General features: G+C 67.1%; 19 protein-coding genes and 1 pseudogene. 11 read left to right on the forward strand and 9 right to left on the reverse strand.

What is annotated here, in order from left to right; genetic code table 11:
- Window positions 1–137: 137 nt before the first annotated feature.
- The 6 genes from J2S53_RS18800 (at window position 138) to J2S53_RS18825 (ending at window position 6,632) form a co-directional block, all read left to right on the forward strand.
- Entirely contained in the window at window positions 138–590 is a 453-nt protein-coding gene (locus tag J2S53_RS18800) for a helix-turn-helix domain-containing protein (protein ID WP_456242083.1), read from the forward strand.
- On the forward strand, window positions 591–1,142 hold the full coding sequence (locus J2S53_RS18805; protein WP_456242084.1) for a PIN domain-containing protein: 552 nt from the start codon (window positions 591–593) through the stop codon (window positions 1,140–1,142). It begins immediately after the preceding gene.
- Window positions 1,143–1,673: 531 nt separating this feature from the next.
- The gene (locus J2S53_RS18810) at window positions 1,674–2,237 is read left to right on the forward strand and encodes a (2Fe-2S)-binding protein (protein WP_092974122.1); all 564 of its coding nucleotides are present in this window, start codon (window positions 1,674–1,676) and stop codon (window positions 2,235–2,237) included.
- Complete coding sequence (locus tag J2S53_RS18815) at window positions 2,234–4,702, forward strand: xanthine dehydrogenase family protein molybdopterin-binding subunit (protein WP_456242085.1); 2,469 nt, start codon at window positions 2,234–2,236, stop codon at window positions 4,700–4,702. The genes J2S53_RS18810 and J2S53_RS18815 overlap by 4 nt, the downstream gene beginning before the upstream one ends.
- A complete protein-coding gene (locus J2S53_RS18820) occupies window positions 4,699–5,553 on the forward strand; it encodes an FAD binding domain-containing protein (RefSeq protein ID WP_456242086.1) in 855 nt (284 codons plus the stop codon). Before J2S53_RS18815 ends, J2S53_RS18820 begins: the two co-directional genes overlap by 4 nt.
- 122 nt (window positions 5,554–5,675) lie before the next feature.
- Window positions 5,676–6,632, forward strand: a complete 957-nt coding sequence (locus J2S53_RS18825; protein ID WP_456242087.1) for an SRPBCC family protein — start codon at window positions 5,676–5,678, stop codon at window positions 6,630–6,632.
- Between the two features lie 181 nt (window positions 6,633–6,813).
- On the opposite strand, the gene J2S53_RS18830 is transcribed toward J2S53_RS18825, so the two are convergent.
- The 5 genes from J2S53_RS18830 to J2S53_RS18850 form a co-directional block, all read right to left on the reverse strand.
- On the reverse strand, window positions 6,814–8,175 hold the full coding sequence (locus tag J2S53_RS18830; RefSeq protein WP_456242088.1) for an SPFH domain-containing protein: 1,362 nt from the start codon (window positions 8,173–8,175) through the stop codon (window positions 6,814–6,816).
- Complete coding sequence (locus J2S53_RS18835) at window positions 8,175–9,851, reverse strand: SPFH domain-containing protein (protein WP_456242089.1); 1,677 nt, start codon at window positions 9,849–9,851, stop codon at window positions 8,175–8,177. Before J2S53_RS18835 ends, J2S53_RS18830 begins: the two co-directional genes overlap by 1 nt.
- Before the next feature lie 331 nt (window positions 9,852–10,182).
- A complete protein-coding gene (locus J2S53_RS18840) occupies window positions 10,183–11,196 on the reverse strand; it encodes an o-succinylbenzoate synthase (protein ID WP_456242090.1) in 1,014 nt (337 codons plus the stop codon).
- A gap of 223 nt (window positions 11,197–11,419) precedes the next feature.
- Entirely contained in the window at window positions 11,420–12,016 is a 597-nt protein-coding gene (locus J2S53_RS18845; protein WP_456242091.1) for a suppressor of fused domain protein, read from the reverse strand.
- Between the two features lie 111 nt (window positions 12,017–12,127).
- Window positions 12,128–13,792, reverse strand: coding sequence for a DNA repair helicase XPB (locus J2S53_RS18850; protein WP_456242092.1), 1,665 nt, complete (start codon window positions 13,790–13,792; stop codon window positions 12,128–12,130).
- A gap of 378 nt (window positions 13,793–14,170) precedes the next feature.
- On the opposite strand from J2S53_RS18850, the gene J2S53_RS18855 reads away from it, so the two are divergent.
- Entirely contained in the window at window positions 14,171–14,821 is a 651-nt protein-coding gene (locus J2S53_RS18855; protein ID WP_456242093.1) for an LppU/SCO3897 family protein, read from the forward strand.
- A 597-nt stretch (window positions 14,822–15,418) separates the two neighbouring features.
- On the opposite strand, the pseudogene J2S53_RS18860 reads toward J2S53_RS18855, so the two are convergent.
- From J2S53_RS18860 to J2S53_RS18875, 4 genes and pseudogenes are all read right to left on the reverse strand, one after another.
- Window positions 15,419–16,282: pseudogene (locus tag J2S53_RS18860) on the reverse strand (ABC transporter ATP-binding protein); the annotation flags it as partial.
- 62 nt (window positions 16,283–16,344) lie between these two features.
- Window positions 16,345–17,151 (reverse strand): ABC transporter permease, encoded by an 807-nt coding sequence (locus tag J2S53_RS18865; protein ID WP_456242094.1) that lies wholly within the window; start codon window positions 17,149–17,151, stop codon window positions 16,345–16,347.
- Window positions 17,148–17,912, reverse strand: coding sequence for an ABC transporter permease (locus J2S53_RS18870; protein ID WP_092927657.1), 765 nt, complete (start codon window positions 17,910–17,912; stop codon window positions 17,148–17,150). The genes J2S53_RS18865 and J2S53_RS18870 overlap by 4 nt, the downstream gene beginning before the upstream one ends.
- Window positions 17,913–18,101: 189 nt before the next feature.
- Entirely contained in the window at window positions 18,102–19,124 is a 1,023-nt protein-coding gene (locus tag J2S53_RS18875) for an ABC transporter substrate-binding protein (RefSeq protein ID WP_456242095.1), read from the reverse strand.
- A 580-nt stretch (window positions 19,125–19,704) separates the two neighbouring features.
- On the opposite strand from J2S53_RS18875, the gene J2S53_RS18880 reads away from it, so the two are divergent.
- The 4 genes from J2S53_RS18880 to J2S53_RS18895 are packed head-to-tail and all read left to right on the forward strand — an operon-like array spanning window position 19,705 to window position 25,096.
- A complete protein-coding gene (locus J2S53_RS18880) occupies window positions 19,705–23,304 on the forward strand; it encodes a nitrate- and nitrite sensing domain-containing protein (protein WP_456242096.1) in 3,600 nt (1,199 codons plus the stop codon).
- Complete coding sequence (locus J2S53_RS18885; RefSeq protein ID WP_017973097.1) at window positions 23,301–23,729, forward strand: roadblock/LC7 domain-containing protein; 429 nt, start codon at window positions 23,301–23,303, stop codon at window positions 23,727–23,729. Before J2S53_RS18880 ends, J2S53_RS18885 begins: the two co-directional genes overlap by 4 nt.
- 31 nt (window positions 23,730–23,760) lie before the next feature.
- Entirely contained in the window at window positions 23,761–24,507 is a 747-nt protein-coding gene (locus tag J2S53_RS18890) for a DUF742 domain-containing protein (RefSeq protein ID WP_092975004.1), read from the forward strand.
- The gene (locus J2S53_RS18895; protein ID WP_456242097.1) at window positions 24,488–25,096 is read left to right on the forward strand and encodes a GTP-binding protein; all 609 of its coding nucleotides are present in this window, start codon (window positions 24,488–24,490) and stop codon (window positions 25,094–25,096) included. The genes J2S53_RS18890 and J2S53_RS18895 overlap by 20 nt, the downstream gene beginning before the upstream one ends.
- Window positions 25,097–25,125: the final 29 nt, after the last annotated feature.

Here is a 25,125-nt window from a genome sequence, read left to right on the forward strand (position 1 = left end):
GCCGTGTAAAGGGGGTTCGGGTGGGGGCGGCGTCGATTTCTCGCGAAATCGCCGGTGTTGGGGGAAGTGCCATTGCGTTTGTTTCGTTTGTTGCGGATAATGCGATTGTATCGACTCGCAGGAAGGGTGTGATCGTGATGTCGCAGTCGATGCTCGACTCCGTGCAGCCGAGTGAGCCGGACCGCGAAACGGCGGTGGCGGCGTTACCGCGGGTACGGCACTACCTGAACACGCACGATCACTCCACGGTGCGGTTGACGGTCGACGACTTCGAACGGGAAGAACTGGTCGTACCGCGTTCAGCGGTGAGGCTCTTCGAACGGATCCTCGCCTACATGGCAGCGGGCGCCGGCACTTCGATCGTTCCGACGAACGAGGAGCTCACCACTCAGGAGGCCGCGAATCTGCTCAACGTGTCCAGGCCGCATCTGATCGGGTTGCTGGAAGCCGAGAAGATCTACTACCGCATGGTCGGTACCCATCGTCGGGTGAACGTCGAGTCGTTGTTGGAGTACATGCGCCGTGATGACCACGACCGGCGTTCGGCGGCCGATGAGCTCACCCGGCTGAGTCAGGACATGGGAGTGTGAGTGTCCTTCGTCGTTGTCTACGACGCGAACGTTCTCTACGGCAGCATTCCGCGGGATCTGCTGATTCGAGTCGCGCAAGCCGGGTTGGTTCAGGCCAAATGGACGCATACGATCCTCGACGAGGTGTTCGACAACCTCGTGATCAATCGGCCCGAGTTGGATCGCGAGAGACTTTCGCGAACCAGGCAGCTGATGCTCGAGTCGGTTCGTGACTGCCTGATCGAGGATTACGAACCTCTGGTCGAGGTCGTCGAATTGCCCGACAAGAACGATCGGCATGTACTGGCCGCGGCCATCAAAGCTCGCGCCCAGGTGATCGTGACGAACAACCTCGGTGATTTCCCCTCGGATGTACTGGCGAGGTGGGATATCGAGCCCAAGACGGCCGACGCTTTCCTGGCCGATCAGGTCCATCTCGACAAGTCCAAGGTTTTCGGAGCGATCCAGCGTATGGCCGATGCCTATCGGAATCCGCCCATGACCACCGATGATCTGATTCGCAGGCTCGACGAGCAGGGGCTGGTGGAAACGGTGGCGGCACTGCGGATCTGAACTCACCCGGGGCCGGTGAAGCCGATTCGATCACCGGTGTGCCGGGGCGGCCGTCGGGCGGAGCATCGTCACCCTGCCGTGTGAAGGGGGTTCGGGTGGGGGCGGCGTCGATTTCTCGCGAAATCGCCGCTCACCTGATCGTGTCGCTCAAACCGTGTGTCGCTACCCGGGTGCGGTGCGTGCTCTTCGGGATCATTGTGTCGAGTCGCAAGGGGCTTGCCTCGCCGCCCTGGGCGTAGCAGCCTCGAAAGTGTGACAGCAGTCACTGCCGAGAGGTGCTTTCGCGATGGTTCGGTTGCTCGGGCCGCTCGGCCGAAGCGGGCCGGGCGCTACCTCGTGCTCGTGGGCGTGCTCGTGCGCTCGGGAGTGCTCGCGAGCGGTCGCCGCCGCGCCGCGCCGCGGTTCGCCGTCCGCCGGTTCCCACGTGGCGAAGCGTTCCCGTGATTACGTGCCGAACCTTCCGAAGGAACCCCGAGGCGTCGTCCCCACGCGTGTCCGCACCATGCGGGCAGGCTCCGTGAAGGAGGCCCGATGCCGCGCATAACCGTCGAGGTCGACGGAACCACCTATACCGACGAGGTACAGGCCAGAACGCTGCTCGTGCAGTACCTGCGTGATCAGCTCGGCAAGGTCGGCACCGTCGTCGGTTGCGACACCAGCAACTGTGGTGCCTGCACGGTCCATATGGACGGGAGCAGCGTGAAGTCCTGCTCGGTACTGGCCGTGCAGGCCGACGGGCACGAGGTCACCACCGTCGAGTCTCTCTCCCGCGACGGGCAACTGCACCCGATGCAGCGGGCGTTCCACGACAACCACGCCCTGCAGTGCGGATTCTGCACGCCGGGAATGATCATGCAGGCGTTGGACCTGCTCGCCGAGAACCCCGACCCCGACGACGAGCAGATCCGCGAGGGGCTGGAGGGCAACCTCTGCCGGTGCACCGGCTACCAGAACATCGTGCGTGCCGTGCGTGATGCCTCCCAGCGGATGCGGGCAGGCGCGGGGCCCGCGATGGAACACTCCGGAGAGACTCCGGCCCCGCGCACCTCGACCGAACAGACCACCCAACAGCGGGTAGCCGGAGGACAGTCATGACCGCCACACCGGTGAGTCCCACCGAGTCGGAACTCGGTCGTTCCCGCAAGCGCAAGGAAGACGCACGCCTGGTCACCGGCAGAACGCGCTGGACGGACAACATGACCGTCCCCGGGATGCTGCACATGGCGGTGCTGCGCAGCCCGGTCGCGCACGCCCGCATCACCTCCGTCGACACCTCCGAGGCACGGCGCATGCCCGGGGTGCAGGCCGTGGTCACCGGTTCCGACATCGCCCAACGGCAGGGCAGCCTGCCGTGCGCCTGGCCGGTCACCGAGGACATGAAGGCCCCGCCCGCACCCGCCATGGCGGTGGACACCGTCAACTTCGCGGGCGAGGCGGTGGCCATGGTCGCCGCCCGCAGCGCCGCCGAGGCACGCGACGCGCTCGACGCCATCGACATCGACTACGAGGACCTCGACGTGGTGCTCGACATCGAGTCGGCCGCCCGGGACGACTCGCCGCTGGTGCACGAGGACCTCGGCACCAACCGCAACGCCACGTGGACCTTCGACTCGGCCGAGGCCGGGACCGGCGGTGACGTGGACGCGGCGCTGCGCGAGGCCGACATCCGGCTGGATCGCACCTTCCGGCAGCAGCGGCTGATCCCGGCCTTCATGGAACCCCGTTCGGTACTGGCCGATCCGACCGGCGAGCAGTACACGATGTACTCGGCCACGCAGGTTCCGCACATCCTGCGCACCATGCTCGCCATGACGCTGGGAACCCCCGAGCAGAAGATCCGGGTGATCGCCCCCGACGTCGGCGGTGGATTCGGTGGCAAACTCCAGGTCACGCCCGAAGAGATCCTGACCTTCCTGCTCGCCGAGCAACTCGGACGGCCGGTCAAGTGGACCGAGTCCCGCTCGGAGACCATGGTGGCGGGGCACCACGGACGTGACCAGGTGCAGCGACTCTCGCTGGCGGCGCGCTCGGACGGCACCGTCACCGGTCTCGACGTGAAGCTGCTCGCCGACATGGGTGCCTATCTGCGGTTGGTCACTCCCGGGGTGCCGATACTCGGCGCGCTGATGTTCAACGCGATCTACAAGTTCCCGGCCTACCGGTTCAGCTGCACCAACGTGTTCACCAACAAGACGCCGACCGACGCCTACCGCGGCGCGGGACGTCCGGAGGCGACCTTCGCCATCGAGCGCATGATGGACGAACTCGCGGCGGAGCTCGACATGGACCCGCTGGAGGTCCGCCGCAGGAACTGGATCGGCCACGACGAGTTCCCGTACACCACCGTCGCCGGGCTGACCTACGACTCGGGCAACTACGAGGTCGCCACCGACCGCGCGATGGAGATGTTCGGTTACCAGCAGCTGCGCGACGAGCAGCTGCGACGCAGGCAGTCCGACGACACCGTCCAGCTGGGTATCGGGATCTCCACCTTCACCGAGATGTGCGGGTTGGCTCCCTCCAGGGTGCTGGGGTCGTTGTCCTACGGGGCGGGCGGCTGGGAGAACTCCCAGGTGCGCGTGCTGCCCACCGGCAAGGTCGAGGTGGTCACGGGAACCTCGCCACACGGCCAGAGTCACGTGACCTCGTGGAGCCAGATCGTCGCCGACCGGCTGGGAGTGCCGTTCGACGACGTGGAGGTGCTGCACGGGGACACCCAGAGCTCACCGCGCGGACTGGACACCTACGGGTCGCGCTCGCTCACCGTCGGCGGCATCGCCGCCGTGCACGCCGCCGACAAGGTGATCGACAAGGCCAGGCGGATCGCGGCGCACATGCTGGAGTGCTCCGAGGACGACCTCGACTTCGCCGGCGGCAGGTTCGCCGTGCGGGGGACCGACAAGGGCATGGCGATCACCGACGTGGCGCTGGCCGCGTTCACCGCGCACGACCTTCCCGAGGGCGTGGAGCCCAATCTGGACGCTGAGGCGAACTTCGACCCGGAGAACTTCTCGTTCCCGCACGGCACGCACCTCTGCGCCGCGGAGGTGGACACCGGGACCGGGGCGGTGCGGATCAGGTCGTACGTGTGCGTGGACGACGTGGGCAGCGTGGTCAACCCGATGATCGTGGAGGGGCAGGTGCACGGCGGCCTCGCGCAGGGCATCGCCCAGGCCCTGTACGAGGAGGCCGTCTACGACGACGACGGCACGCTGACCACGGCCACCTTCGCCGACTACCTGGTGCCTTCGGCGGTGGATCTGCCGGAGTTCCACACCGGCCGCACCGAGACCGACGCCACCTCGAACCCGCTGGGTGTGAAGGGGGTCGGTGAGGCGGGCACCATCGCGTCGACCCCGGCGGTGGTCAACGCCGTGGTCGACGCACTCCGCCATTACGGAGTGAACGACGTGCGGATGCCGTGCTCACCGCAGCGGGTCTGGCGCGCGCTGACCGGTGCCCGAGCCGGTTCCTCGACCGGGGCGGAGTCCGGCGGCGGACTCGGATCGATCGACAGCGGTGGCGGTTTCGCCACCGGAGCGAGCGGAGGTGCGCGGTGATTCCAGCCGAGTTCGAGTACGTGGCACCGTCCACGGTGGAGGAAGCGGTACGGACGCTGGACGGGGCCGGCGACGACGCCAAGGTGCTGGCGGGCGGCCAGAGCCTGTTGCCGGTGCTGCGGATGCGGATGGCCGACCCCGGTCTTGTCGTCGACCTCGGCGGGATTCCCGAGACGAAGGGGGTCCGCGAGGACGGTGACGCGCTGGTGATCGGGGCGATGACCAGCCATCACGAGGTGATGCGTTCCGACCTGGTGCGACAGCACGCCGAACTGGTGGCGCTGGCCACCCGTACCGTGGCCGATCCCCAGGTGCGCCATCGCGGCACCTTCGGCGGTTCGCTGGCCCACGCGGATCCGGCGGGTGATCTGCCCGCTCCCGTGCTGGCCATGGACGCGGAGATGGTGATCGCCGGGCCGGGCGGCAGGCGGACCGTGCCCGCGGCCGAGTTCTTCGTGGACTACTTCACCACCGCGCTGGAGGCCAACGAAGTGCTGGTCGAGGTGCGGCTACCCAAGTACACGGGTTGGCGGGCGCACTACGAGAAGTTCAACCGTGTCGCCCAGGCGTGGTCGGTCGTGGGAGTGGCGGCCACCCTCCTGGTACGGGACGGAACCGTGGCACAGGCACGGGTGGGGTTGACGAACATGGGCGCCACGCCGGTGCGGGTACGCGGGGTGGAGCAGGCCCTGCTCGGCTCACCGCCCAGCGGGGAGGCCATCCGGCAGGCGGCCGCGCACGCCACGGAAGGCACCCAGGCCGGCAGCGACGCCAGCGCGGAGGCCGACTACCGCGAACACCTCGCCGAGGTACTGACCGGCAGGGCGCTGACCACGGCGGCCGGTGGGTAGACGCGGCTGTTCGGTTCGACGTGGGGGCTCCGGATCGCGGGACCCGAGCCCCCACTGTTCGGCACCTTCCCGGCGCGCGGCCCAACGGTTCGTAACCGGAAGTGATACGAGTAGGAGGAGCAGTGCGGCTCGAACACGAATTCACCGTCCCGGTTCCGGCCGATGTCGCGTGGCCGGAGTTGCTCGATCCCGAACGGGTGGCCCCCTGCATGCCGGGAGCCACCCTGAAAAGCGCCGAGGGTGAGGAGTTCTCCGGCTCGGTGAAGGTGAAGCTGGGACCGGTGTCGCTGATGTACAAGGGCAACGGCAGTTTCACCGAGGTCGATCACGAGGAGCGCCGCGCCGTCATCGAGGCGAGCGGCAAGGACTCGCGTGGCAACGGTACGGCCTCGGCGACCGTCACGGCCCGGCTCGCTTCGGAGGGAACGAGCACGAGAGTCCGTGTGGACACCGATCTGAAGGTCACCGGCAAACCCGCACAGCTGGGCCGCGGACTGATCTCCGACGTCGCGCAGAAGCTCATCGACCAGTTCGCGGAGTGCCTGGCGGGCAGACTCACCGGGAGCGGATCGGAGACAGCCACGGGGCAGGAGACAGCCGCGGGGGAGAGCACCGAGGGGTCGAGCACCGCGGCGAGCTCTTCGGAGTCCTCGCAACAGCGGTCCGCGGCGCAGCCGGGTGCTTCCACTCCGGTCGGCCCCGCCGGAAACGGTTCCGGTTCCACCTCGTCGAACGACGGCGACCGGACCACCGCGAGTCCCGCTTCCGGTTCCGCCACCGGGGAAACGAGCGGTGGTGCATCGACACCGGCCGGAACCGGCCCCGGCTGGAAGGTCACCGAGGCGGAGAGCGGGGAGAGCTCCCGCTCGACCGCCCGGTTATCGGCGGTGCGCTCGGGCGATACGGGAGATACGGGAGATACGGGAGCGGCGGCCACGAGCGACTCGAACGATGTCGTGGATCTGCTGGGCACGGCTGGTATGCCGGTGCTGAAGCGGGTCGCTCCGGTGGTCGCCGGGCTGGCGGCGTTGACCGTGTTGTTCGTGCTGCTCCGCAGGAGAGCCCGTCGCGCCGGGTGAACCGGGAGCGTGGCCGTCGAGCTGTCGTTCCGAGTGCTGGCTCGAAGGTCGGGACCGTTCCGGTCGCGGCCGTCCCGCGGGACGTTCCCCGGCTTTCGCGGCGGGCCGAGTTCGGCCGGGCCACCCGGGAGATCCGGACGCGCCCGACCGAACCGGCGGTTTCCCGCTGGTTCCCGAGGTCCTACTGGTTGCCGGAGCCGTCCTCACCGAGCAGTGAGTCCGCGATGCCGTTGGCGTTGCCGAGCGCACGCATCGCCTCGTCCGCATAGGCCTCGCCCCGACCGCTCTCGGAGCCCGCGCCCTGATGGGAGTGGCCGGCCGTGAACGCCTCCGAAGTCAGCTTCGGCAGCAGCTGCGACAGCAGCAGGGTGGACAGTCCCGACTGCTCACCCCCACCACCACGCACGACCACGGGACGCGGTGCCCGTTCGGCGAGCCTGGCACCCACCTCCAGCCTGCGGCGAGCCAGTTCGTAGTGCAGCACCGCCCGGTTGTCGCGGTAGGACTGGCCCAGCCGCTGCCTGGACTTCGCCTCGTTCTGCGCCTCGGTCAGCGTCGCCCTGCCGCGCGCCTCGATCTCCCACTGCGCCCGCTGCGCCTCGGTCTCCTGCTCCTCCAGCTGCCTGGCGACATCGCGCCGAGCCTGGTTGCGGGACGCTTTCACCTCGACGAGTTTGGCGTCGCGGGTCTTCTTGGCGCGCTCGATCTCCATCAGCAGGTTGTCGATCCGACGCTTGCGGGTCAGCTCCCACTCCCGCTCGTAGGCGCTGAGTTCCTTGGCGACCCGTTCCCGGGTGGCGAGGTGCTGCTGGTACTGGTCCGGTAGCTGCACGTCCGGGATGTTGGCGCCGAGGATGCTCACCCCGTACTTGTTGAGCTGCCGGTTCAGCGTCGCCTGCATGTCCTCGACGTCGCTGCCGCGCAGTTCGTAGGCCTCCTCGGTGTGCACCTGCCTGCCGCGCTGCCGGATCGCGTCCTGCACCGCGCTGGACAGCACCACGTCGAAATTGCCCGCCCCGATGGTGCGCACGAAGTCGATCGGATTGTCGATGCGGAACTTCAGGAAGAACTCGATCGCCTTCAACGGCACGTCCTCGGAGGTGGGGCAGGCCGCGACGGGAGCGTTGTACGGGATCTCGGTGGTGGTGTCGACGACGAACTCCACCTTGTCCCAGGGCCACCACAGGTAGTGCCGACCGGGGGAGAGGGTGCCGGTGAACGCGCCGTAGCGACTGCGGATGCCGGTGGTGCCCTGCTCGATCTCCACGATCGAAGCACGCCACAGCGCGATCGCGGCGAGCACCAGCGCCAGGGCAGCGGCGATCCCCGTGGACACGGCGACCACGCCGCCGCTGAACGCCGCCGTACCCGCGAGGTAGAGCGCCACGAACAGCAGCGCGACCCAGCCGACGCTCCGGCCGTCCTTCGGGATCACCACGGGGACGAGCCTGCCCTCGTCGCCGCCACGAATGAGCTCGCGGACCTTCGACCACGGCGCGACCACATCGGTGATCTTGGAAAAACCGCGTTGTTGGGTGGACATCACAGCTCACCTGCCTGCTGTTGTTCGCCGTCCCGAGTCTCGCCGTCCCGAGCCTCACCGTCCCGAATCTCGTCGGTGGGGGTCCCGGCGGTGCCGTCCGGGTCCGGTCCGGTCGTGGGCGGTGTCGGAGCGTCCGCCACGCCGGTGAATTCCGCTGCCGTCTCCGCTTCGGGCGATTCGGTGTGTCCACCCGCCGCCAGCAGTTGCTCGATCTCGGCCTCACGGCCGCTGATGCGTTCCCGGATCGCTTCGGCGCGTTCCCGGATCGCGGCCACATCCGATTCGGACAGTCCCGCCGCGCCCTCGTGAATGCCCAGCATCCGGCGTGCCGCGGCCGGGTAGTCGATGTCGTCCTGGTCGCCGAGCGAGACGAGCACCGGCAGGTGCTCCGCCAGACTCTCCAGCTTGTCCAGCACGTCCTTCTCGTAGTGGTATTCCAGGATCTCCGGATTGTTCGCGGCGCTCACCGCACGGATGTCCAGCGCCTGCGCCTCCAGTAGCGCGGAGTTGGCGTTGGCGGTGCTCTCGGCTTCCACGAAGCGCTGCCGCGCCTGCGCCTTGGCGCGGTTGGTCTCCCGCTCCAGCGCGGTGTCCATCTGCGCCTGGTAACTGGCGATCTCGGCCCTGATCCCGGACAGGCTCTCGTTCATCGAGGCCAGTTCCTTGTTCAGATCACCCTCGTCCTGCTCCTTGCGCAGGCTGAGCTCGTACTCGTAGGTGTAGGCGTCCTTGGCCATCCGCACCATCTCCGGTGCGGCGAGGTCGGCCCGGTACTGCTGGCTCGACGGTTCGGCGTGGGTGATGTTGGCGCTGGTCAGCCGTACGGCGGGCAGGAACTGCTCGTTCAGGCTGTCCAGCAGTTCCTGGGTGCTCTCCCCGACGAGGTCGTAGATGTCCTCCGCGCGCTGTTGGTAGATCAGGCTCCGGGTGACCTCGCTGACCGCGTTGGACAGCTTGTCGGAGAAACCGGAGACGGCACCGAGCGCGAACATGAACTGTGTCGGGTCCTCGATGCGGAACTGCAGGAACAGATCGACCGAGGCCTTGATGCCACCTCGAGTGGGTGCCTCGCTGATGGGGGCGTTGAACGGGTACTCCCGCGTCGTGTTCAGCACGTAGCTGACCTTCTTGCGTGGGTCGAGCAGCACCGTGCGCCCCGGTCCGACGGTGCGGTCGAGCTTGCTGAACTTGGTGATCATCGCCTGGCAACCCTCCGGCACCATGACGACGCTGCGCCGTGCCCAGAGCAGTCCGGCCAGAATCACCAGCAGCGTCCAGATCTGCGGGCCGAACCAGGCCGTCCCCACGCCGGTCAACCGGGTCGCCACCAGACCGATCACCGCCAGGACAGCCAACCCCAGCACCGGGATCGCGAGGGCGGTGATCGCGTTGCGCTTGGGGATCACGACAGGGCAGATGACATTGACCCACTCCCCGTCGCCGCCCCGTTCCAGAGTGGTGTTGCTGACGATCGCACCGATCTCCTCCATCGGTGCGTTCCGCTGCTCTATCCGGGTACCCGCCGAGCTGCCCTGTTCCCGCGCGGAGAGGAAGTCACCTGGGTCGATCGCGAACCCGTCGTCGCCGCGCTCGGCGGCCTCACCGACCGTTTCGGACAGATCCTGTCCCTCGCTCACCGCGGACGTGGCTCGACGCCCGGCCGCTGCGATGGTCATGCGCCTCGCTCCTTTTAGAGCTCATCGTCGAAAAACCGGTTCGAACGATCGCCGACCACCGCGGGCCGGGCCGCTCGACCGAGTCCACGAACCGTTCCGAACGGATCGTTCGTGGTCACGGAACCGCCCGCACTCGTAACTCGCGACAGCGATGTTCGGGGAACCGCTGAAATCCCGGTGCCGCCGTCGTGCGGTTGCCAGAGGTTATCGCACACGGCGGGAAACACGCTGCGATTTCGTCGTATCCGAACCGGGAATTCGATCCTTCCCGCCGTTTTCGCGTGTTTCGTCTCTTCCACGGAGGACTGTTTTTCCGTCGCCGCGAACTCGATTATTCCGGTTCTTCGGCCTCGCGGCGCGGCATGACGTCGTGCACCCGTCGCAACCGGTCCAGCCAGCGGTGTTGCGTCTCCGCCGGAGGTGTGGCCGCGGCGACCAGCGCGGGGGAGGGAGTGGGGGCACGTCGCGGTACCGGCAGCCATCCGTTCACCGGCAGCAGGGAGTCGCTGACCATGTCGCCGTCCAGCAGGGCAACCGTGCCGAGGCCACAGGCGAAGGGCAGGTCCGGCAGCGCCCCGGCGAGGGCCAGCTGCGCGGCCAACCCCACACTGCTCTCCACCGCGGAAGAGACCACGCAGGGAAGTCCGCAGGAGTCGGCCACCCGCAGCGCGCGTCGTACTCCGCCCAGCGGGGTCGCCTTGATCACCGCCACGTCGGCCGCCTCCGCTACCGCCACCCGCAGCGGGTCGACCGCCCGCCGAATCGATTCATCAGCCGCTATGCGCACGTTCACACGCCGCCGCACGGCGGCCAGCTCCGGCACCGTGGGGCAGGGCTGTTCGACGTACTCCAGGCCGGAAGCGGCGCGGTCGAGCTCGCGTATCCGCCGCACCGCCGTGTCGGTGTCCCAGGCGGCGTTGGCGTCCACCCGCACGGCCCCGGATCCGCCCAGCGCGGCCCGCACCGCCACCAACCGTTCGATGTCGGCCGACTTCGGCTGGCCCGCTTCGGCCACCTTGACCTTCGCGGTGCGACAACCGGAGTCCGCCACGATCCGGTGGGCCAGCTCCGGATCCACCGCCGGAACGGTGCAGTTGACCGGCACGGCGTCACGTACCGGCTCGGGCCAGCTCTCGAAACAACTCTCCAGTGCGGTGCGCAGCCACGGGGCCGAATCCGCGTCCGAGTAGTCCTCGAACGGGCAGAACTCCCCCCAACCCGCGGGGCCACTGAGCAGCACGCCCTGTCTGGTGGTGACTCCACGGAATCTCGTACGCATCGGCAGACTGTAGACGCGCACCGCGTCGAGTTCGGCCAGGTCGAGTTCGCGATCGGTGGAGCACATGACTTCGATCCTGGCACGTGCGTACCAACTCGGGCACGGGTTTGGAGCCAACACCACACCGTCGGCGGTGGTCACCGCCGAGCGGTGGTAATGCGTTGTTGGGTCGGGGTGTTTCCGTCGAGGTACCTACTCGATGTCGGGCCTCGCCGGAGCGAGAGCCCGCGAGAGGTTCCGCCACCCGAGCACGGCGAAAATCGAGCCGACGAAGTCCCGAGCGGTGTGGTCAGGCCACGCTTGGCCTGCCGATGTCGAAGACGTCGACCTCGAAGCGTGCCCACTGCTGCCGCAGCGCCGCGACGCCCCGGTCGAGCGCGAAGTTCAGCTCACCCAGGGTGACCGGCAGCAGCGTGAACACCTGCAGCTGTTCCACCCCCTGCGCGTCGGTGAACCGGGTGAACTCGGGCGGGAACAGCGGGTGCCCACCCGCCAGCAGCGCGTGGAACTCGGTACCGGCCAGCAGCGGTTTGTCGTTCGGCACGAGCTGATCCGGCACCAGGTGGGTCCCGTTCCGCACCAGCAGTTCCGCCGAGATGTCCACCAGGTACCGGGCCGCCTCGGCCTGTTCCCGGTAGACCGTGCACGCCAGCTCCTGTGCCGGCTCCGCACCGATCGGTTGAAAACGCAGCCCCGAGCTGATCACCGAGCTGAGGTGGTATTCGTCCAGGTGGAAGAACACCAGACCGTAGCCGCGGTCGGGACCGTGCACGTTCGGTGGTTCCGCCTCGGACGGTGTGCCCGCGTACCGCTCCAGATTCTCTGCCAACCCGACGAAGCGGTGAGCCCCGCCTATCGTGGGTGTCGCGTCGTTCCCGGTGCTCATCCTGGCCCTCCAGCATCCTCCGCCTGCGGTGGTGTCCAACTACGGGCGCCGAAGCGGGATCGGCCCACCACGAGCCGTGCCCCGCGCTCCCAGGAGCGGGGCAATCGCCTCTCACCCGTCCACATCGGGAACGGCAGGCCCCAGCAGGTCCTCGGAATCCATTATCCGGTAGGCGTAGCCCTGTTCGGTGAGGAAGCGTTGCCGGTGTGCAGCGTAGTCGGTGTCCAGGGTGTCCCTGGCAACCACCGAGTAGAAGTGCGCCTGGCCGCCTTCCGACTTCGGCCGCAGCAGCCTGCCCAGCCGTTGGGCCTCCTCCTGCCGCGAACCGAACGTACCGGACACCTGCACGGCCACCGAGGCCTCCGGGAGGTCGATGGAGAAGTTGGCGACCTTGGAGACCACCAGCCGGTTGATCTCACCACGCCGGAAGGAGTCGTAGAGGGCCTCGCGCTCCTTGTTCCTGGTCGAGCCCTCGATGATCGGAGCGTCCAGCTCCTGACCCAGTTCGTGCAGTTGTTCCAGGTAGGCACCGATCACGAGCGCGGGCTCGTCGGGATGCTGGTCCAGGATCGCCCGTACCACCGACGCCTTGGTCCGTGCGGTGGCACACACCTTGTAGCGCTCCTCGGCTTCGGCGGTGGCGTACTCGATCCGTTCGTTCTCGGTCAGCGTCACGCGCACCTCGGCGCAGTCGGCGGGCGCGATCCAGCCCTGCGCCTCGATCTCCTTCCACGGTGCGTCGAACCGCTTGGGGCCGATCAGCGAGAACACGTCGCTCTCCCGACCGTCCTCCCGCACGAGGGTGGCGGTCAGACCGAGGCGACGCCTGGACTGGAGATCGGCGGTCATCCGGAACACCGGTGCGGGAAGCAGGTGCACCTCGTCGTAGACGATCAGCCCCCAGTCCCGGGACTCGAACAGGTCGAGGTGCTGGTACTCACCCTTGGACTTGCGGGTTATCACCTGGTAGGTGGCGATGGTGACCGGCCGGATCTCCTTCTGCTCGCCGGAGTACTCGCCGATCTCGTCCTCGGTCAGCGAGGTTCGTTCCACCAGCTCTCGCTTCCACTGTCGCCCGGCGACCGTGTTGGTGACCAGGATCAGCGTGGTGGCGCCCGCTTCGGCCATGGCCGCCGCGCCGACCAGCGTCTTACCGGCGCCGCAGGGCAGCACGACCACTCCCGAGCCTCCCGCCCAGAAGGAGTCCACGGCCTGCCGCTGGTAGTCACGCAGCTGCCAACCGTGCTGTCGCAGCGAGATCGCATGGGCCTCGCCGTCCACGTAGCCCGCCAGGTCCTCGGCGGGCCACCCCAGTTTGAGCAGGGTCTGCTTGAGCCTCCCGCGCTCGCTTGGATGCACCACCACGGTGTCGTCGTCCAGCCGCGCCCCCACCATGGGTTTGACTTTCTTGCTGCGCAGCACCTCTTCGAGCACGGCACGGTCCCGCGCCGTCAGCACCAGGCCGTGCGCCGGGTCGTTGGACAGTTCCAGCCTGCCGTACCGCCCCATCGTCTCGACGATGTCGACGAGCAGCGGCTGCGGAACCGGGTACCTGGAGTTGTTGACCAGCGCGTCGACCACCTGCTCGGGGTCGTGCCCAGCGGCCCGTGCGTTCCAGAGCGCGAGCGGGGTCACCCGGTAGGTGTGGACGTGTTCCGGTGCTCGCTCCAACTCGGCGAACGGTGCGATCGCGATTCGGGCCTGTTCGGCCCCGGGATGATCGACCTCCAGTAGGACGGTCTTGTCCGATTGGACGATCAGCGGTCCGTCAGTCACGTGCTGGCTCCTGGCTGAACTGGATCGGTGCTGGTGCGCGCGGCGCGGTCACCACCGGCGCAACGGGTTCCCGGCCGTCGAGTATTCCACCGCCGACGGAGCGTGCCACAGTGTCGCGCACCAGGGTACCCGTCGAGGCGACCGGCGGGATGGATGTCGATCTCGCGCGAGATCGGTGCCCACTCGCGCGGATGTGCGCTTCGCCACGGTCTGGCGAACGGGCTCCGCGTCCGGCGGCGCGGAGGACAAAACTCCTGTTGCGGTGAGATTCCATTGCGACAACACTTGTCCGGTTCGTCGGAAAACGAGCTCCCGGCATGTCGTCCGCCTCCAGTATTTTCTTCGTCCGAAAGAGTGAAAGCTATCGAAGAGGACGGCGTGAGTACTCCATCGCAACCACCCGACCCGGCGGAACAGCCCGAACAGCAGCGGGCAGCGGAAGAACCCGCCCTCGGAGCCGAAGAAGAACAGCCCACCTCCGAAGCGGGAGAGGGCAAGTCTCGTAAACCGCTGGTGATCACACTCACCACGCTCGGCGTGGCGGTGCTGCTCGGAGTCCTCGGGACGTTCGCCCTCGGGCCGCTGCGGTCGAACATCACCGAAGCGATCTCGGGTTTCACGGGGCCGAACATCGAGAAGGGTGACTGCCTCGACATGATCGAGGCAGGGCTGGAGGACTTCGAACAGGAAAAGGTCGAGTGCGGCTCCGACGCCTCGGACTACAAGATCGTCAAACATCAGACGGGTAGTACGAGCTGCACCGACAAGGAGGACTACTACCAAGTCCTGACCTTCGACAATGACGTCTACTGCATGGTTCTGGACGTCACTCCGGAGGACTGTCTGTGGGTGCAGGGCGATCAGTACCTGGATACCAAGGTCGGCTGTGAGTCGGACAGGGCTTCGTTGAACGTGACCAAGGTCGCCGACAAGAGCGACAAGAACGTCTGCGCCCCCGGCTCCTACTACGCGACCTACCCCGAGCTCGCCCGCACGGTGTGCATGCAGGAAATCGGTGGTAAGGGCTGAAGCGCTGGGATGATCGTCCCCGTGAACGGACTCGCCGAGTGTTCGTTCGATACCGGCGGTACCGACCCGCGATCCCGCGGGCGGCACCGTCGTGGTTCTCCCGCGGCGCGTTCTCCCGTGGACAACGTTCGTGCGCCGTAGCCGGTCACGCGATGTCGGACGTGATGTCGCACCGGTAGCGATGAAACCCACCCGCGCTCGGGTGACCGGAGCCGCCCGCCCCCGGACGGTGGCGGGCGGCTCCTCGCGTCACGGGTGAATCGTGCCGTGCGCGGGTCACCTCGAGTCGCGGGTCGCCGCGTGCTCCGTAGTGGATTCGGCGGATTCAGCCGTGCCGGCGGTCTCCGTTTCGGAGTTCGTCCCGTCGGCTTCGGAACCAACCGCTGTTTCGGCCACCGCATCGTCTTCGGAGTCCGCTTCGCGGGACGCGCCCGATTCCGCGTGGGAATCCGGGTCTTCCTCGTGAGCGGCTTCTTCCGCCCTGGAGCGGTCCTCGCCGGACTCCGGCTCGGTCTCGGAATCCGGCTTCGCGTCGTCGGCCGATTCCGTTGTCGCGGTCGATTCCGTGTCGTCCTCCGGAACCGTGTCCTCGGTACGCTCGGTCGCGTCTTCCGGAGTCTCCTCGGATGCGCGTTCGTCCGCGACCTCCGCGGTATCCGCGGGCTCGGTGCTCGGCTCAACAGCGCTTTCCGCAGTGGCCTGCTGCTCACGGCTTCGCAACAACCGGGCTATCTCGCCACGCAGCTGAACGAAGGTCTCCGACTCGCGCGTACTGATCTGGTCGCGGTCCTCACCGAGTTCGACCGGCAGATCGGCCACTATGGAGGCGGGGGACTTCGACAGCACCAGCACTCGGTCGCTGAGGTACACGCTCTCGTCGATGTCGTGGGTGACCAGCAGAATCGTGGTGTCCTGCTCCTTGCGCACCTGCAGCAGCAGGTCCTCCAGCTCGAACCTGGTCTGCGCGTCCACCGAGGCGAAGGGTTCGTCCATCAGCAGCAGCGCGGGACGGCAAGCCAGCGCCCGGGCGATGGCCACGCGCTGCTGCATGCCGCCGGAGAGCTGCCAGGGGTACTTGCGTTCCGAACCGGACAGTCCCACCCACCGGAGGGTCTGCTCCGCCCGTTCGCGGCGCTCGGACTTGCCGATGCCGCGGGAGCGCAGCGGGAACTCGATGTTGCCGCGCACGCTCATCCACGGAAACAGCGAACGGCTGTAGTCCTGGAAGACGACAGCCAGGTCCTCCGGAACACCTCGCACCAGGTCGCCGTGCATCCGCACTTCGCCGCGACTCGGCGCGATCAGGGAGGCCAGGCAACGCAGCAGCGTCGACTTGCCGCACCCCGAAGGGCCGACGATGCAGGCCAGCTGGCCCGATTCCACGTCGAACGACACGTCGCCGATCGCGGTGTGCTGTTGACTGCCCGCGTAGGTGTGGCCCAACCCCGTGACTTCCAGCATCTTCGGCACGGTGTCGCTCCTGTCGGTTATCGGTTCGGATTGCTCCACTGTCAGGGTGTTGGTCATTGCGGCACCGCCTTGAGGACACGGTTCTCGACAGCCGAGAGGATCGCGTTCAGCCCGTAGCCGAGAACGCCGATGAGTACGATTCCGCCCCAGAGCTGTTCGTAGTCGAGCTGGTCGCGTGCCAGCACCATCGCGTGGCCCAGGCCGTCGCTGGCCCCGACCAGCTCCGAGATCACCATCATGATCAGCGCCAGCGAGAGACTGATCCGCAGCCCCGCGAAGATCTTCGGCACGGCGCTGGGAAGTACCACCGAGCCGAACCAGAGCGGACGGGATATCCGGAAGGCACGGGCGGTCTCGGTCTTGGTGACGTCCACCGAACGCGCGCCGTCGGCGCTGTTGAGCAGGATCGGCCACACGCAACCGAAGACGATCGTGGCCAGCTGCAGTTTGAACCCGATGCTGAACAGCACCATGAACACCGGCAGCAGCGCCGGGGGCGGAATGGAACGCGCGAACGACAACAGCGGCCCGATGTAGGCGAGCGCGTTGCGCGAACGGCCCAGTGCCAGCCCGAGGGCCACTCCGGCGACTCCGGCCACCAGCCATCCCAGCAGCAGCCTGCCGATGCTGGGCAGTACATCGTCGAACGCGGCTTCGGTGAGGAACAGCGTGCCGATCCCACCGCTGAACCACAGCTCCCAGGTCCTGGTGACGATCTGGAGCGGGGTGGGGAAGAACGTGCTGTCACCGCCGACGGTGATCAACTGCCAGAGCAGCGCGCACACGACCAGCACCGTGAGCTGCAGCGTCACTCCGGTCAGCCGGCCACGAGTGCGTACCCCGGTTCCTTCGGTACTCATGACGTCCCTCCCGCGGGTGCCCAAGTGATCCACTTCCGCTGTGCGCCGGCCATACCCGCGTTGATCAGATAGCCGAACACGCCCGCGACCAGGGTTCCCGCCAGTACCTGATCCATCCGGCCCGCGCCACTGCTGGCCAGGTAGATGTAGTGGCCGATCCCACCGTTGCTGCCCATGAGCATCTCGGCACTGATCAGCACGATCAGCGCGGTGCTCGCGGAAAGCCGCAGACCGGTGAACACGAACGGGATCACGTTGGGCAGCTTCACTCGCAGCAACACCTGCGTTCGCGAGATCCGGAACGCCCTGGCGGACTCGAGCAACTGGTCGTCGATCTCACCTATGGCGTAGATCGTGTTGAACAGCAGTGGCCACAGACCCGCGTAGACGGCCAGAAAGATCTTTCCCGCCGGGCTGCCCGCAGCCACGACCACGACCAGCGGGATCAGTGCGACCGAGGGGACGGGGCGGAGGAATTCGATCAGCGCCGTCACCGCGGTGCGCAGCAACGGCACGCTGCCGAGCAGCAGTCCGGCCGGTACGGCGATCACCGCGCAGAAAAACAGCGCGATCAGCCATGCCAGCACGGTGGCGACCACGTCGCGCAGGAAGTCCTGCTCGCCGAGCATCCGCACGAGCTCTTGTAGCACTGTGGACGGAGGTGGGAGGTACTGCTGTGGCGCGAGACCGGAACGGCCGACGATCTCGCAAATCACGAGAAAGACGGCGACCCCGATCAGCGCGCGTAAGGTGTTACGCATGGTTTCCTGACTGGTTCCGATGGTTTGGCCGGGATCCGTCGATCCGGGACACTGTTACGAGTTCGTCCCGCCGGGAGCTTCGGCCCGGCGAGCGCCTCGCATTCCCGGGCGGAAAACCTCGATCAGTCGAGCGGCAAAGCAAACGCCGGGCCGCGTTCGGCGGCCCGGCTGGTGTTGCTCGTCCTCAGGTCACTCGCTGCTTTCGGGCGCCTGGTAGAGCATCGTCTTGATCTCGAACTGGTTCGCCGGGAGCTCACCGTTGTTCTCCATCAGGCTCACGACGCTCTTGAGCCTGCTGGCTTCGAGCGTCGAGGGGTAGGTGCCGATCGTGACCAGCGAAGCCGTCTTCGGCTCGATCTTGGTGTAGTCCGGCAGCAGTTCCTCGACCGCGTTGCGGTCACCGTTGGCCTCGGCCTGGGCCTTCGACATCACGCGCTGGAACTTGGCAGCGGCCTCGGTGTTCTGCTCGACCCAGTCGCTGGTGGCGGCGTAGCCGGCGATCGGCATGTTCGCGGTCGGGCCGGAGGCCTGATCGAGCAGGGTCTCCGCGCCGAGCTGGTTGGCACGGGAGATGAAGGGCTCGATCACCGAGGCAGCCGCGACATCGCCCCGCTCCAGTGCGGCGGGCATGTCCGGGAAGTCCATCGTGACGAACTCGATCTTGCTGGTGTCGACACCTCGGGTCTGCAACGCGCTCACCGCGGTGAGTTCGTTGAGGTTGGCCCGCGTGTTCACGGCCACCTTCTTGCCCTCGAGTTCGGCGGGCTCCTGGACCGTTCCGTCCGGCATGTGCATCAGCAGGAACGTGCCCTTGGTGGCCTGGTAGGCGTCCGAGATGGCCTTGACGTCCACCTTGTCCTGCTGCTTGGCCCGGATGAACGAGACCCAGTTGCCGAAGGTGACGTCCAGCTCGCCGCTGGCGATCTTCGGGATTCCCTGCGCACCACCGGCGATGGTGCTTGTGTTGACCTTCAGGCCCTCTTCGGCGAAGTAACCCTTGTCCTTGGCCAGGTGCAGTGGTGCCACGTCAACCGCGGGCATGGTGCCCAGGTTGATGGTGGTCATCCCGGAGTTCGATTCCTCGTTGCCTTCCGAGCCGCTCAGCAGGCCGCAGCCGGAGGTCAGGAAAAGACCGATTCCGGCAGCGAGCGCCAGCGCTCTCCGGGACAGTGAGCGGCCGCTGGGGCCGCCGCGCGTAACAGGTCGAACCATGGTCAGCAATGCTCTTTCGGGTGATCTGAACGGGACGGCGAACAGGTCATTACTTTCACGGTTCCGGTACTAAGAGTCAACAGCTCAATAGTTACACCACCACAAGAGTGATGCACAATGAGCTATTTGGACACACAGTGCGAACAATGAATCTCTTTCGGATAACGAGTGCGATTGATCTCAGGCGCCCGCACCTCGTTGGGTGTTTTATCTCACAGCTCCCCGTGGGGGTAGCTCGCTGTGCCGATCTACCCGGGTGATTACCCTCTAAAGGTCTAATCCTGGCAATAGTGTGAATAACGGTACGTATAGCGACCCACTTTCCCGATCGCGGTGTGCGCCAGTACGCTGAGGCCGCCCGCAGGAGTCGCGCAGCCCCGGCTCCATGGGTGGTGCGTTCGGGATGTCAGGGTGAAGACCATCCCCTGAGCTGCACTTTCCGTGTTTTCGGTGTCGATTGTCCGCACTGCGGAGACGACACGTGCCCGTAACTGTCGGAATGAGGAAGCCACGAGTGGCCGGAGGAAACAAAGGCCCCGATCGGTCGACCGGGACGGGGTCAGCGGGTTCACACCCATTGATGACGGGTGCGGAAACCGCGACCGCGAGTGAAACGGGTGCGCCGGGGGAGGCACCCGCTGCGAACGGCAGCAGCGGTCCGGTCGATGATCACTCCGAGGAGCGCCCCTCGGGTGGGCTGCGGATGCGCAACTGGCGCCTGCGAACCAAGCTGCTGGTGGTCCTGCTCGTCCCGGCGCTGGCAGCGCTGGTCTTCGGTGCCCTGCAGGTCGTCTCCGACTACAACCAGACACAGCAACTGCTCCGGATGCGGGAGCAGGTCACTCTGGACACCAGATCCGCTGAGGTCGTGCACCAGTTACAGCGCGAGCGCGACCTCACAGTGGCCTACATCGCGGCCGGACGCGGCGGTGAACGTTCCCAGCTCACCGAGCAGCGCGACGCCGTGGACGCCGCGATCGAGCGGTTCCGCTCGGCGATCGACGAGGCGAAACAGCAGGGCAACACCACTGTCGCCACACCTTACGAGCAAGCGATCAACCGGTTGGACCGGCTGCAAGCACTGCGCTCGGTCACCGACGAGACCGCTTATCCGGCCAAGGCCGCGCTACGTGCCTACAGCGCCTCGGTGGACAACCTGATCGCGCTCGGTGAGCGTGCCGTCACCAGGATCAACAACGAGAGCGTGGTTCGGCTCTACCGGGCGACCAACGCGCTGTCCCGGGTCAAGGAGCAGGAATCGGTCAAACGCGCCAGGCTGCTCTCGGCGTTGGAAAGCGGCGAGTTCGGCATCGGTGGCCAGCGACAACTGCTCGCCACCGACGCGAGCATGGAAGCCGCTCTGGAGGACTTCCGCAAGCGTGCCACCAACGCCCAGATCCAGCGCTACAACGACACCGTCTCCGGTCTCGCGGTCGGACAGGCTCGTGACCTGCAAGAAACCGCCATCGTGCAGACCCAGCAGGGTGAGGGGCTGGGCGATATAAACGCGCAGGAGTGGATGCGCACCGCGACGCAGACGGTGAACCTCACCTACCAGGTGGAGTCGGAACTCCGGCAACAGTTGCAGAACCAGGCGGATCAGCTCGCCGGTGCCGCTCGCACCCAGACCTACGTCGTGGTGGTGCTGGTACTCCTCGTGTTGGTCGTGGCGTTCGCCATCGCGCTCCTCGTTGCGCGTTCACTGCTGCTGCCGCTGCGCACGCTGCGGCGTTCCGCGCTGAACGTGGCCGACAACCGGCTCCCGGAGGCGGTCGAGTCCATCCTCGAGGACGACAATCCGGACCTGGGCGAACGCAGCCGTATCGACCCGATCCCGGTGCACACCACCGAGGAGATCGGCAGGGTGGCGCGTTCCTTCGACGCGGTGCACGCGCAGGCGCTGCGCCTGGCCTCCGAACAGGCCCTGCTGCGCAACAACGTCAACGACCTGTTCGTCAACCTGGCACGCCGCAGTCAGACGCTGGTGCAGCGTCAGCTGTCGCTGATCGACCGGCTGGAACAGGACGAACAGGACCCCGACCAGCTCAGCCAGCTGTTCGAACTGGACCACCTCGCCACCCGGATGCGCCGCAACAACGAGAACCTGCTCATTCTCGGTGGCACCGATCTGACCCGTCGGACGGTGCGTCCGGTTCCGCTCAGCGAGGTCATCGGCGCTTCCGTCTCCGAGGTGGAGCAGTACGCGCGGGTGGTCATCGGCGAGACGCCCGAACTGGCGATGCAGGGGCGCGTGGTCAACGACATCGTGCACCTCATCGCGGAGCTGTTGGAGAACGCCACCGTTTACTCCAACCCGGACACCGAGGTCACCGTGCGTACCGCCTATCGCAGGCAGGAGCTCGTGCTGGAGATCCGTGACCGCGGTGTGGGCGTCGACGCGGAGCAGCTCGACGAGATCAACGACCGGCTGGTTCGCCCGCCGGACATCGACGTGGCGGTCTCGCGCCGAATGGGCCTCTACGTCGTCGGCCAGCTCGCACGCAGGCACCACGTCACGGTCGAACTGCAGAACAACGGTGACCTCGAGGGTGGCGCCACCGCCACCGTCCGGTTGCCGGGCGAGCTGATCGTGCAGCTCACCCCGAACGGCCCCATGCCGATGCCCGACATGCCGCGCGAGCAGTCGCGGGACGGCATGGGCGAGACCGGCTCCAACTCGGGGCTCGCCGCCGCGTTCGGCGGCGCCGACCGCTCGGCCCAGTTGGAGCAACCGCAGGCCAACAACGGCTACCACCAGCAGTTCCCCTCGAACTCCCCGGAACTCGACGAACGGGACGCCGTCCCGGACAGTCCGGCGGCATTGGAGGCGGAACCGACCACGCGAGCCCCGTGGCCGGAGGAACAACCGGAACCCTGGTCACCGGATTCGGAGTCGCCGGAGACCCCCAGCTATTCGGTGCGGTTGTCCTCGGGGGACACCTACGGAGTCACCGAGGTTCCGCGATGGGAGAACGATTCCGAATCGCGGGATTCCCCGGGCGAACCGGAACGCCGGCGCGACGAGCGGCCCACGATGGACTGGCCGGGCCCGGCGGATTCGCCCCGCGCGGCCGAATCGGGCTTCCCGGGTGAATCGGACCTCTCGGACGAATACGAGGGGCGCTGCGCCGCACCTCCGGGGCTGGAGGACTCTCCGGACCTGTTCCACAGTCCGTTCGAGTCGGAGAAGACCGAACAACACATGTCCTGGCCCGGCCCCGCGCCGGAGGACGAACCCGCCGGGGCAGCACCGCCCGTTGCCGCGGGTGACACCGGCATCACCGAGCAGGTGCCCGCTGTCGGATTCGGTTCCGACTCGGGTGGGCCGGAGATGGACGACACCCCGACCGAGCGACTGCCGATATACGAAGCGGTGCTCTCGCAGTGGTTCCGCGAGGACGACGGGGAACCCGCCGCTTCGGGGCGTTCGGCCCTGGAGCGCAACTCCGAGTTGCCCTCCGACTCCGAGCTGGTCGACGACGCGATCGGTTGGCCGGGGCGCTCGACGTTCACCGGCGATCATGGCGGTGACTCGCGACGTAATGGTATGAACCACACGGTATCGTCTGGTGACGATCTCGATGTTGGTGTTACCGGAGGCGAGTCTCGGAATGGTTCCCAACCGAGCGCTCGTGATTCGGCCGTGCAGCGCGAGCCTGCTTCGTGGCCCGCCGAGCCCGAGGGCCACGAACGGCGAGTGCCGCACGAGGATCCCGGCGGGGCCGTCCCCGCGCCGGAGGCCGGATCCGCGACCGACAGCGGTGGTTCCAACAGCTCGGAAACCGCCATGCGTGCCTTCTCCGGCCGCAGGGCGGCCAACCGTGAGGAGCGCAACCGGGTGGCCGACGCGCGTCAGTCCGGTGAGGACCCGGGCTGGGGCGCCGGCGACGCCGGTTGGGAGGCCGCCGAAGCACTCGTACAGCAGACCGAGCAGGAACAGGAACAAACCGCGGCAGGGTTGCCCAAGCGCAGACCGAAGTCGAATCTTGTTCCGGGCTCGGCGACAGAACACCAGTCGCCGCCGCCCAGCAAACCGGCAGTGCCCCGGTCGGCCTCGGCCGTCCGTGGCAGAATGTCCAACTTCCAGCAAGGCGTCCGGCGTGGTAGGCACGCAAAGGTCGAACCAGAATCGACCGAACAGTCCCGCTCGATTCCGAGCCGTCCCGAGGAGCAGGAGTGACCGGGTCCGTCCAACAACCCATGAGCAGCAACAGCTTCAGTTGGCTGATCACCGACTTCGTGCGTCGGGTACCCGGCGTGGCGCACTCTGTCGTGGTCTCCGCGGACGGTCTGTTGCTCGCAGGATCGCAGGGTCTGCCCCGAGACCGTGCGGAGCAGCTGTCCGCCGTCGCGTCAGGGCTGGTCAGCCTTACCCAAGGCGCCGCGCGTTGTTTCGAGGCAGGTGACGTCACCCAGACGGTCGTCGAGATGGAACAGGGCTACCTGTTCCTGATGTCGATCAGTGACGGCTCCTGCCTGGCGGTGTTGGCCGCGCCCAATGCCGACATCGGGCTGGTGGCTTACGAGATGACCCTGTTGGTGGAGCGTGTCGGGCGACAGCTCACCCCCGAGCTGCGCGCTCAGTTGCAGGGTATGGGTCGATGAGATCAGCCGAGGCTGACGTTGGGAGCTCATGATGAGCGAGGGGGCCAACCCGAACTGGGACGGTGACCTGTTCCGGCTCTACAGCCAACGGATGGGTGACGACTGGCAGCAGGACTTCCTCGGTGAAGCTCCGGACGGCGGTGCCGGAGGGCAACGCACGCCGCGCGGCGGCGAAGCCGCCAGTACCGAGGAGTACCAGCGCGGACTCTTCGGCGGACCGGGGGCGGATCTCTACGGATCCGACTACCGCTCGGAGTACGGCGAAGCCGCCTCCGGCCAGGAGCCGCGTGGCGGTGAGGACGGCTCGGGCGGCGGTCCGATGTCCATGCCGTCCATCTCGCAGCCGATGTCCCCGCTGTCGCAGTCCATGCCGTCGATTTCCTCCTCGATGCCTTCCATCCCGGGACAGGACGGCACGTCGGGTGACGACACTGAGGAAGAAGGCTCGCTGATGCGGCCGTACGCCCGGACGCGCGGGCGTACCCGGAGCGACTACGAACTCGCGATCGAGACCCTGGTCTCGACCAGTGAGCGAGGTCGCACGCAGAGTGCCCAGGCCACACCGGAACACCGGTCGATCTGTGGCCTGTGCACGGATGCCCGTTCGATCGCCGAGATCTCGGCGCACCTGCGGCTTCCGCTGGGAGTGGTGCGAGTGCTGATCGGCGATATGGCCAGTCTCGGCCTGGTCGAGATTCACGATAGCGGAATGGTCGTGGGCGACCGGCCGTCCATGGAGTTCTTGGAAAGGGTGCTCAGTGGGCTTCGCAGGCTCTGATCCCCACGCGATGAACGGTGGAGACGGTGGTGGAAAGACCTCGACGAAGATCGTGGTCGCCGGTGGTTTCGGGGTAGGCAAGACGACCCTGGTCGGATCGGTCTCCGAGATCCTCCCGTTGACCACCGAAGCGGTCATGACCGAGGCCAGCGTCGGGGTCGACGACCTCACGGCCACGCCGGGCAAGGTGACCACCACGGTCGCCATGGACTTCGGCAGGGTCTCGTTGGACTCCGAGCTGATCCTGTATCTGTTCGGAACCCCCGGCCAGCACCGCTTCTGGTTCATGTGGGACGACTTGGTCCGGGGCGCCATCGGCGCGGTGGTGCTCGTGGACACCCGCCGTCTCGCCGATGCCTTCGCCTCGATCGATTTCTTCGACGATCGTCAGCTGCCCTACGTGGTGGCGGTCAACACCTTCGACGGGGTGATGCACCACCGTATCGAGGATGTGCGGGAGGCGCTGACCATCGACGAATCCGTGCCGATTCTGGGGTGCGACGCCAGGGACAAGGAGTCCACCAAGAACACCCTGATCACACTCGTGCAGCACGCGATGCGGCAGCGGATGGCGACCTCGCAGAGCTGAGCGGTTCGCCGTCCCCGGTGACCGGGGTT

The organism is Actinopolyspora lacussalsi, from assembly GCA_030803735.1.
Lineage (GTDB): Bacteria > Actinomycetota > Actinomycetes > Mycobacteriales > Pseudonocardiaceae > Actinopolyspora > Actinopolyspora lacussalsi.

Excerpts from the sequence above, each read along its gene's own strand:
- J2S53_RS18800 (WP_456242083.1), top strand. The coding sequence starts at position 138 with ATGTCGCAGTCGATGCTCGACTCCGTGCAGCCGAGTGAGCCGGACCGC.
- J2S53_RS18810 (WP_092974122.1), top strand. The coding sequence starts at position 1,674 with ATGCCGCGCATAACCGTCGAGGTCGACGGAACCACCTATACCGACGAG.
- J2S53_RS18815 (WP_456242085.1), top strand. The coding sequence starts at position 2,234 with ATGACCGCCACACCGGTGAGTCCCACCGAGTCGGAACTCGGTCGTTCC.
- J2S53_RS18830 (WP_456242088.1), bottom strand. The coding sequence starts at position 8,175 with ATGTCCACCCAACAACGCGGTTTTTCCAAGATCACCGATGTGGTCGCG.
- J2S53_RS18835 (WP_456242089.1), bottom strand. The coding sequence starts at position 9,851 with ATGACCATCGCAGCGGCCGGGCGTCGAGCCACGTCCGCGGTGAGCGAG.
- J2S53_RS18840 (WP_456242090.1), bottom strand. The coding sequence starts at position 11,196 with ATGTGCTCCACCGATCGCGAACTCGACCTGGCCGAACTCGACGCGGTG.
- J2S53_RS18845 (WP_456242091.1), bottom strand. The coding sequence starts at position 12,016 with ATGAGCACCGGGAACGACGCGACACCCACGATAGGCGGGGCTCACCGC.
- J2S53_RS18865 (WP_456242094.1), bottom strand. The coding sequence starts at position 17,151 with ATGAGTACCGAAGGAACCGGGGTACGCACTCGTGGCCGGCTGACCGGA.
- J2S53_RS18870 (WP_092927657.1), bottom strand. The coding sequence starts at position 17,912 with ATGCGTAACACCTTACGCGCGCTGATCGGGGTCGCCGTCTTTCTCGTG.
- J2S53_RS18875 (WP_456242095.1), bottom strand. The coding sequence starts at position 19,124 with ATGGTTCGACCTGTTACGCGCGGCGGCCCCAGCGGCCGCTCACTGTCC.
- J2S53_RS18880 (WP_456242096.1), top strand. The coding sequence starts at position 19,705 with ATGACGGGTGCGGAAACCGCGACCGCGAGTGAAACGGGTGCGCCGGGG.
- J2S53_RS18890 (WP_092975004.1), top strand. The coding sequence starts at position 23,761 with ATGAGCGAGGGGGCCAACCCGAACTGGGACGGTGACCTGTTCCGGCTC.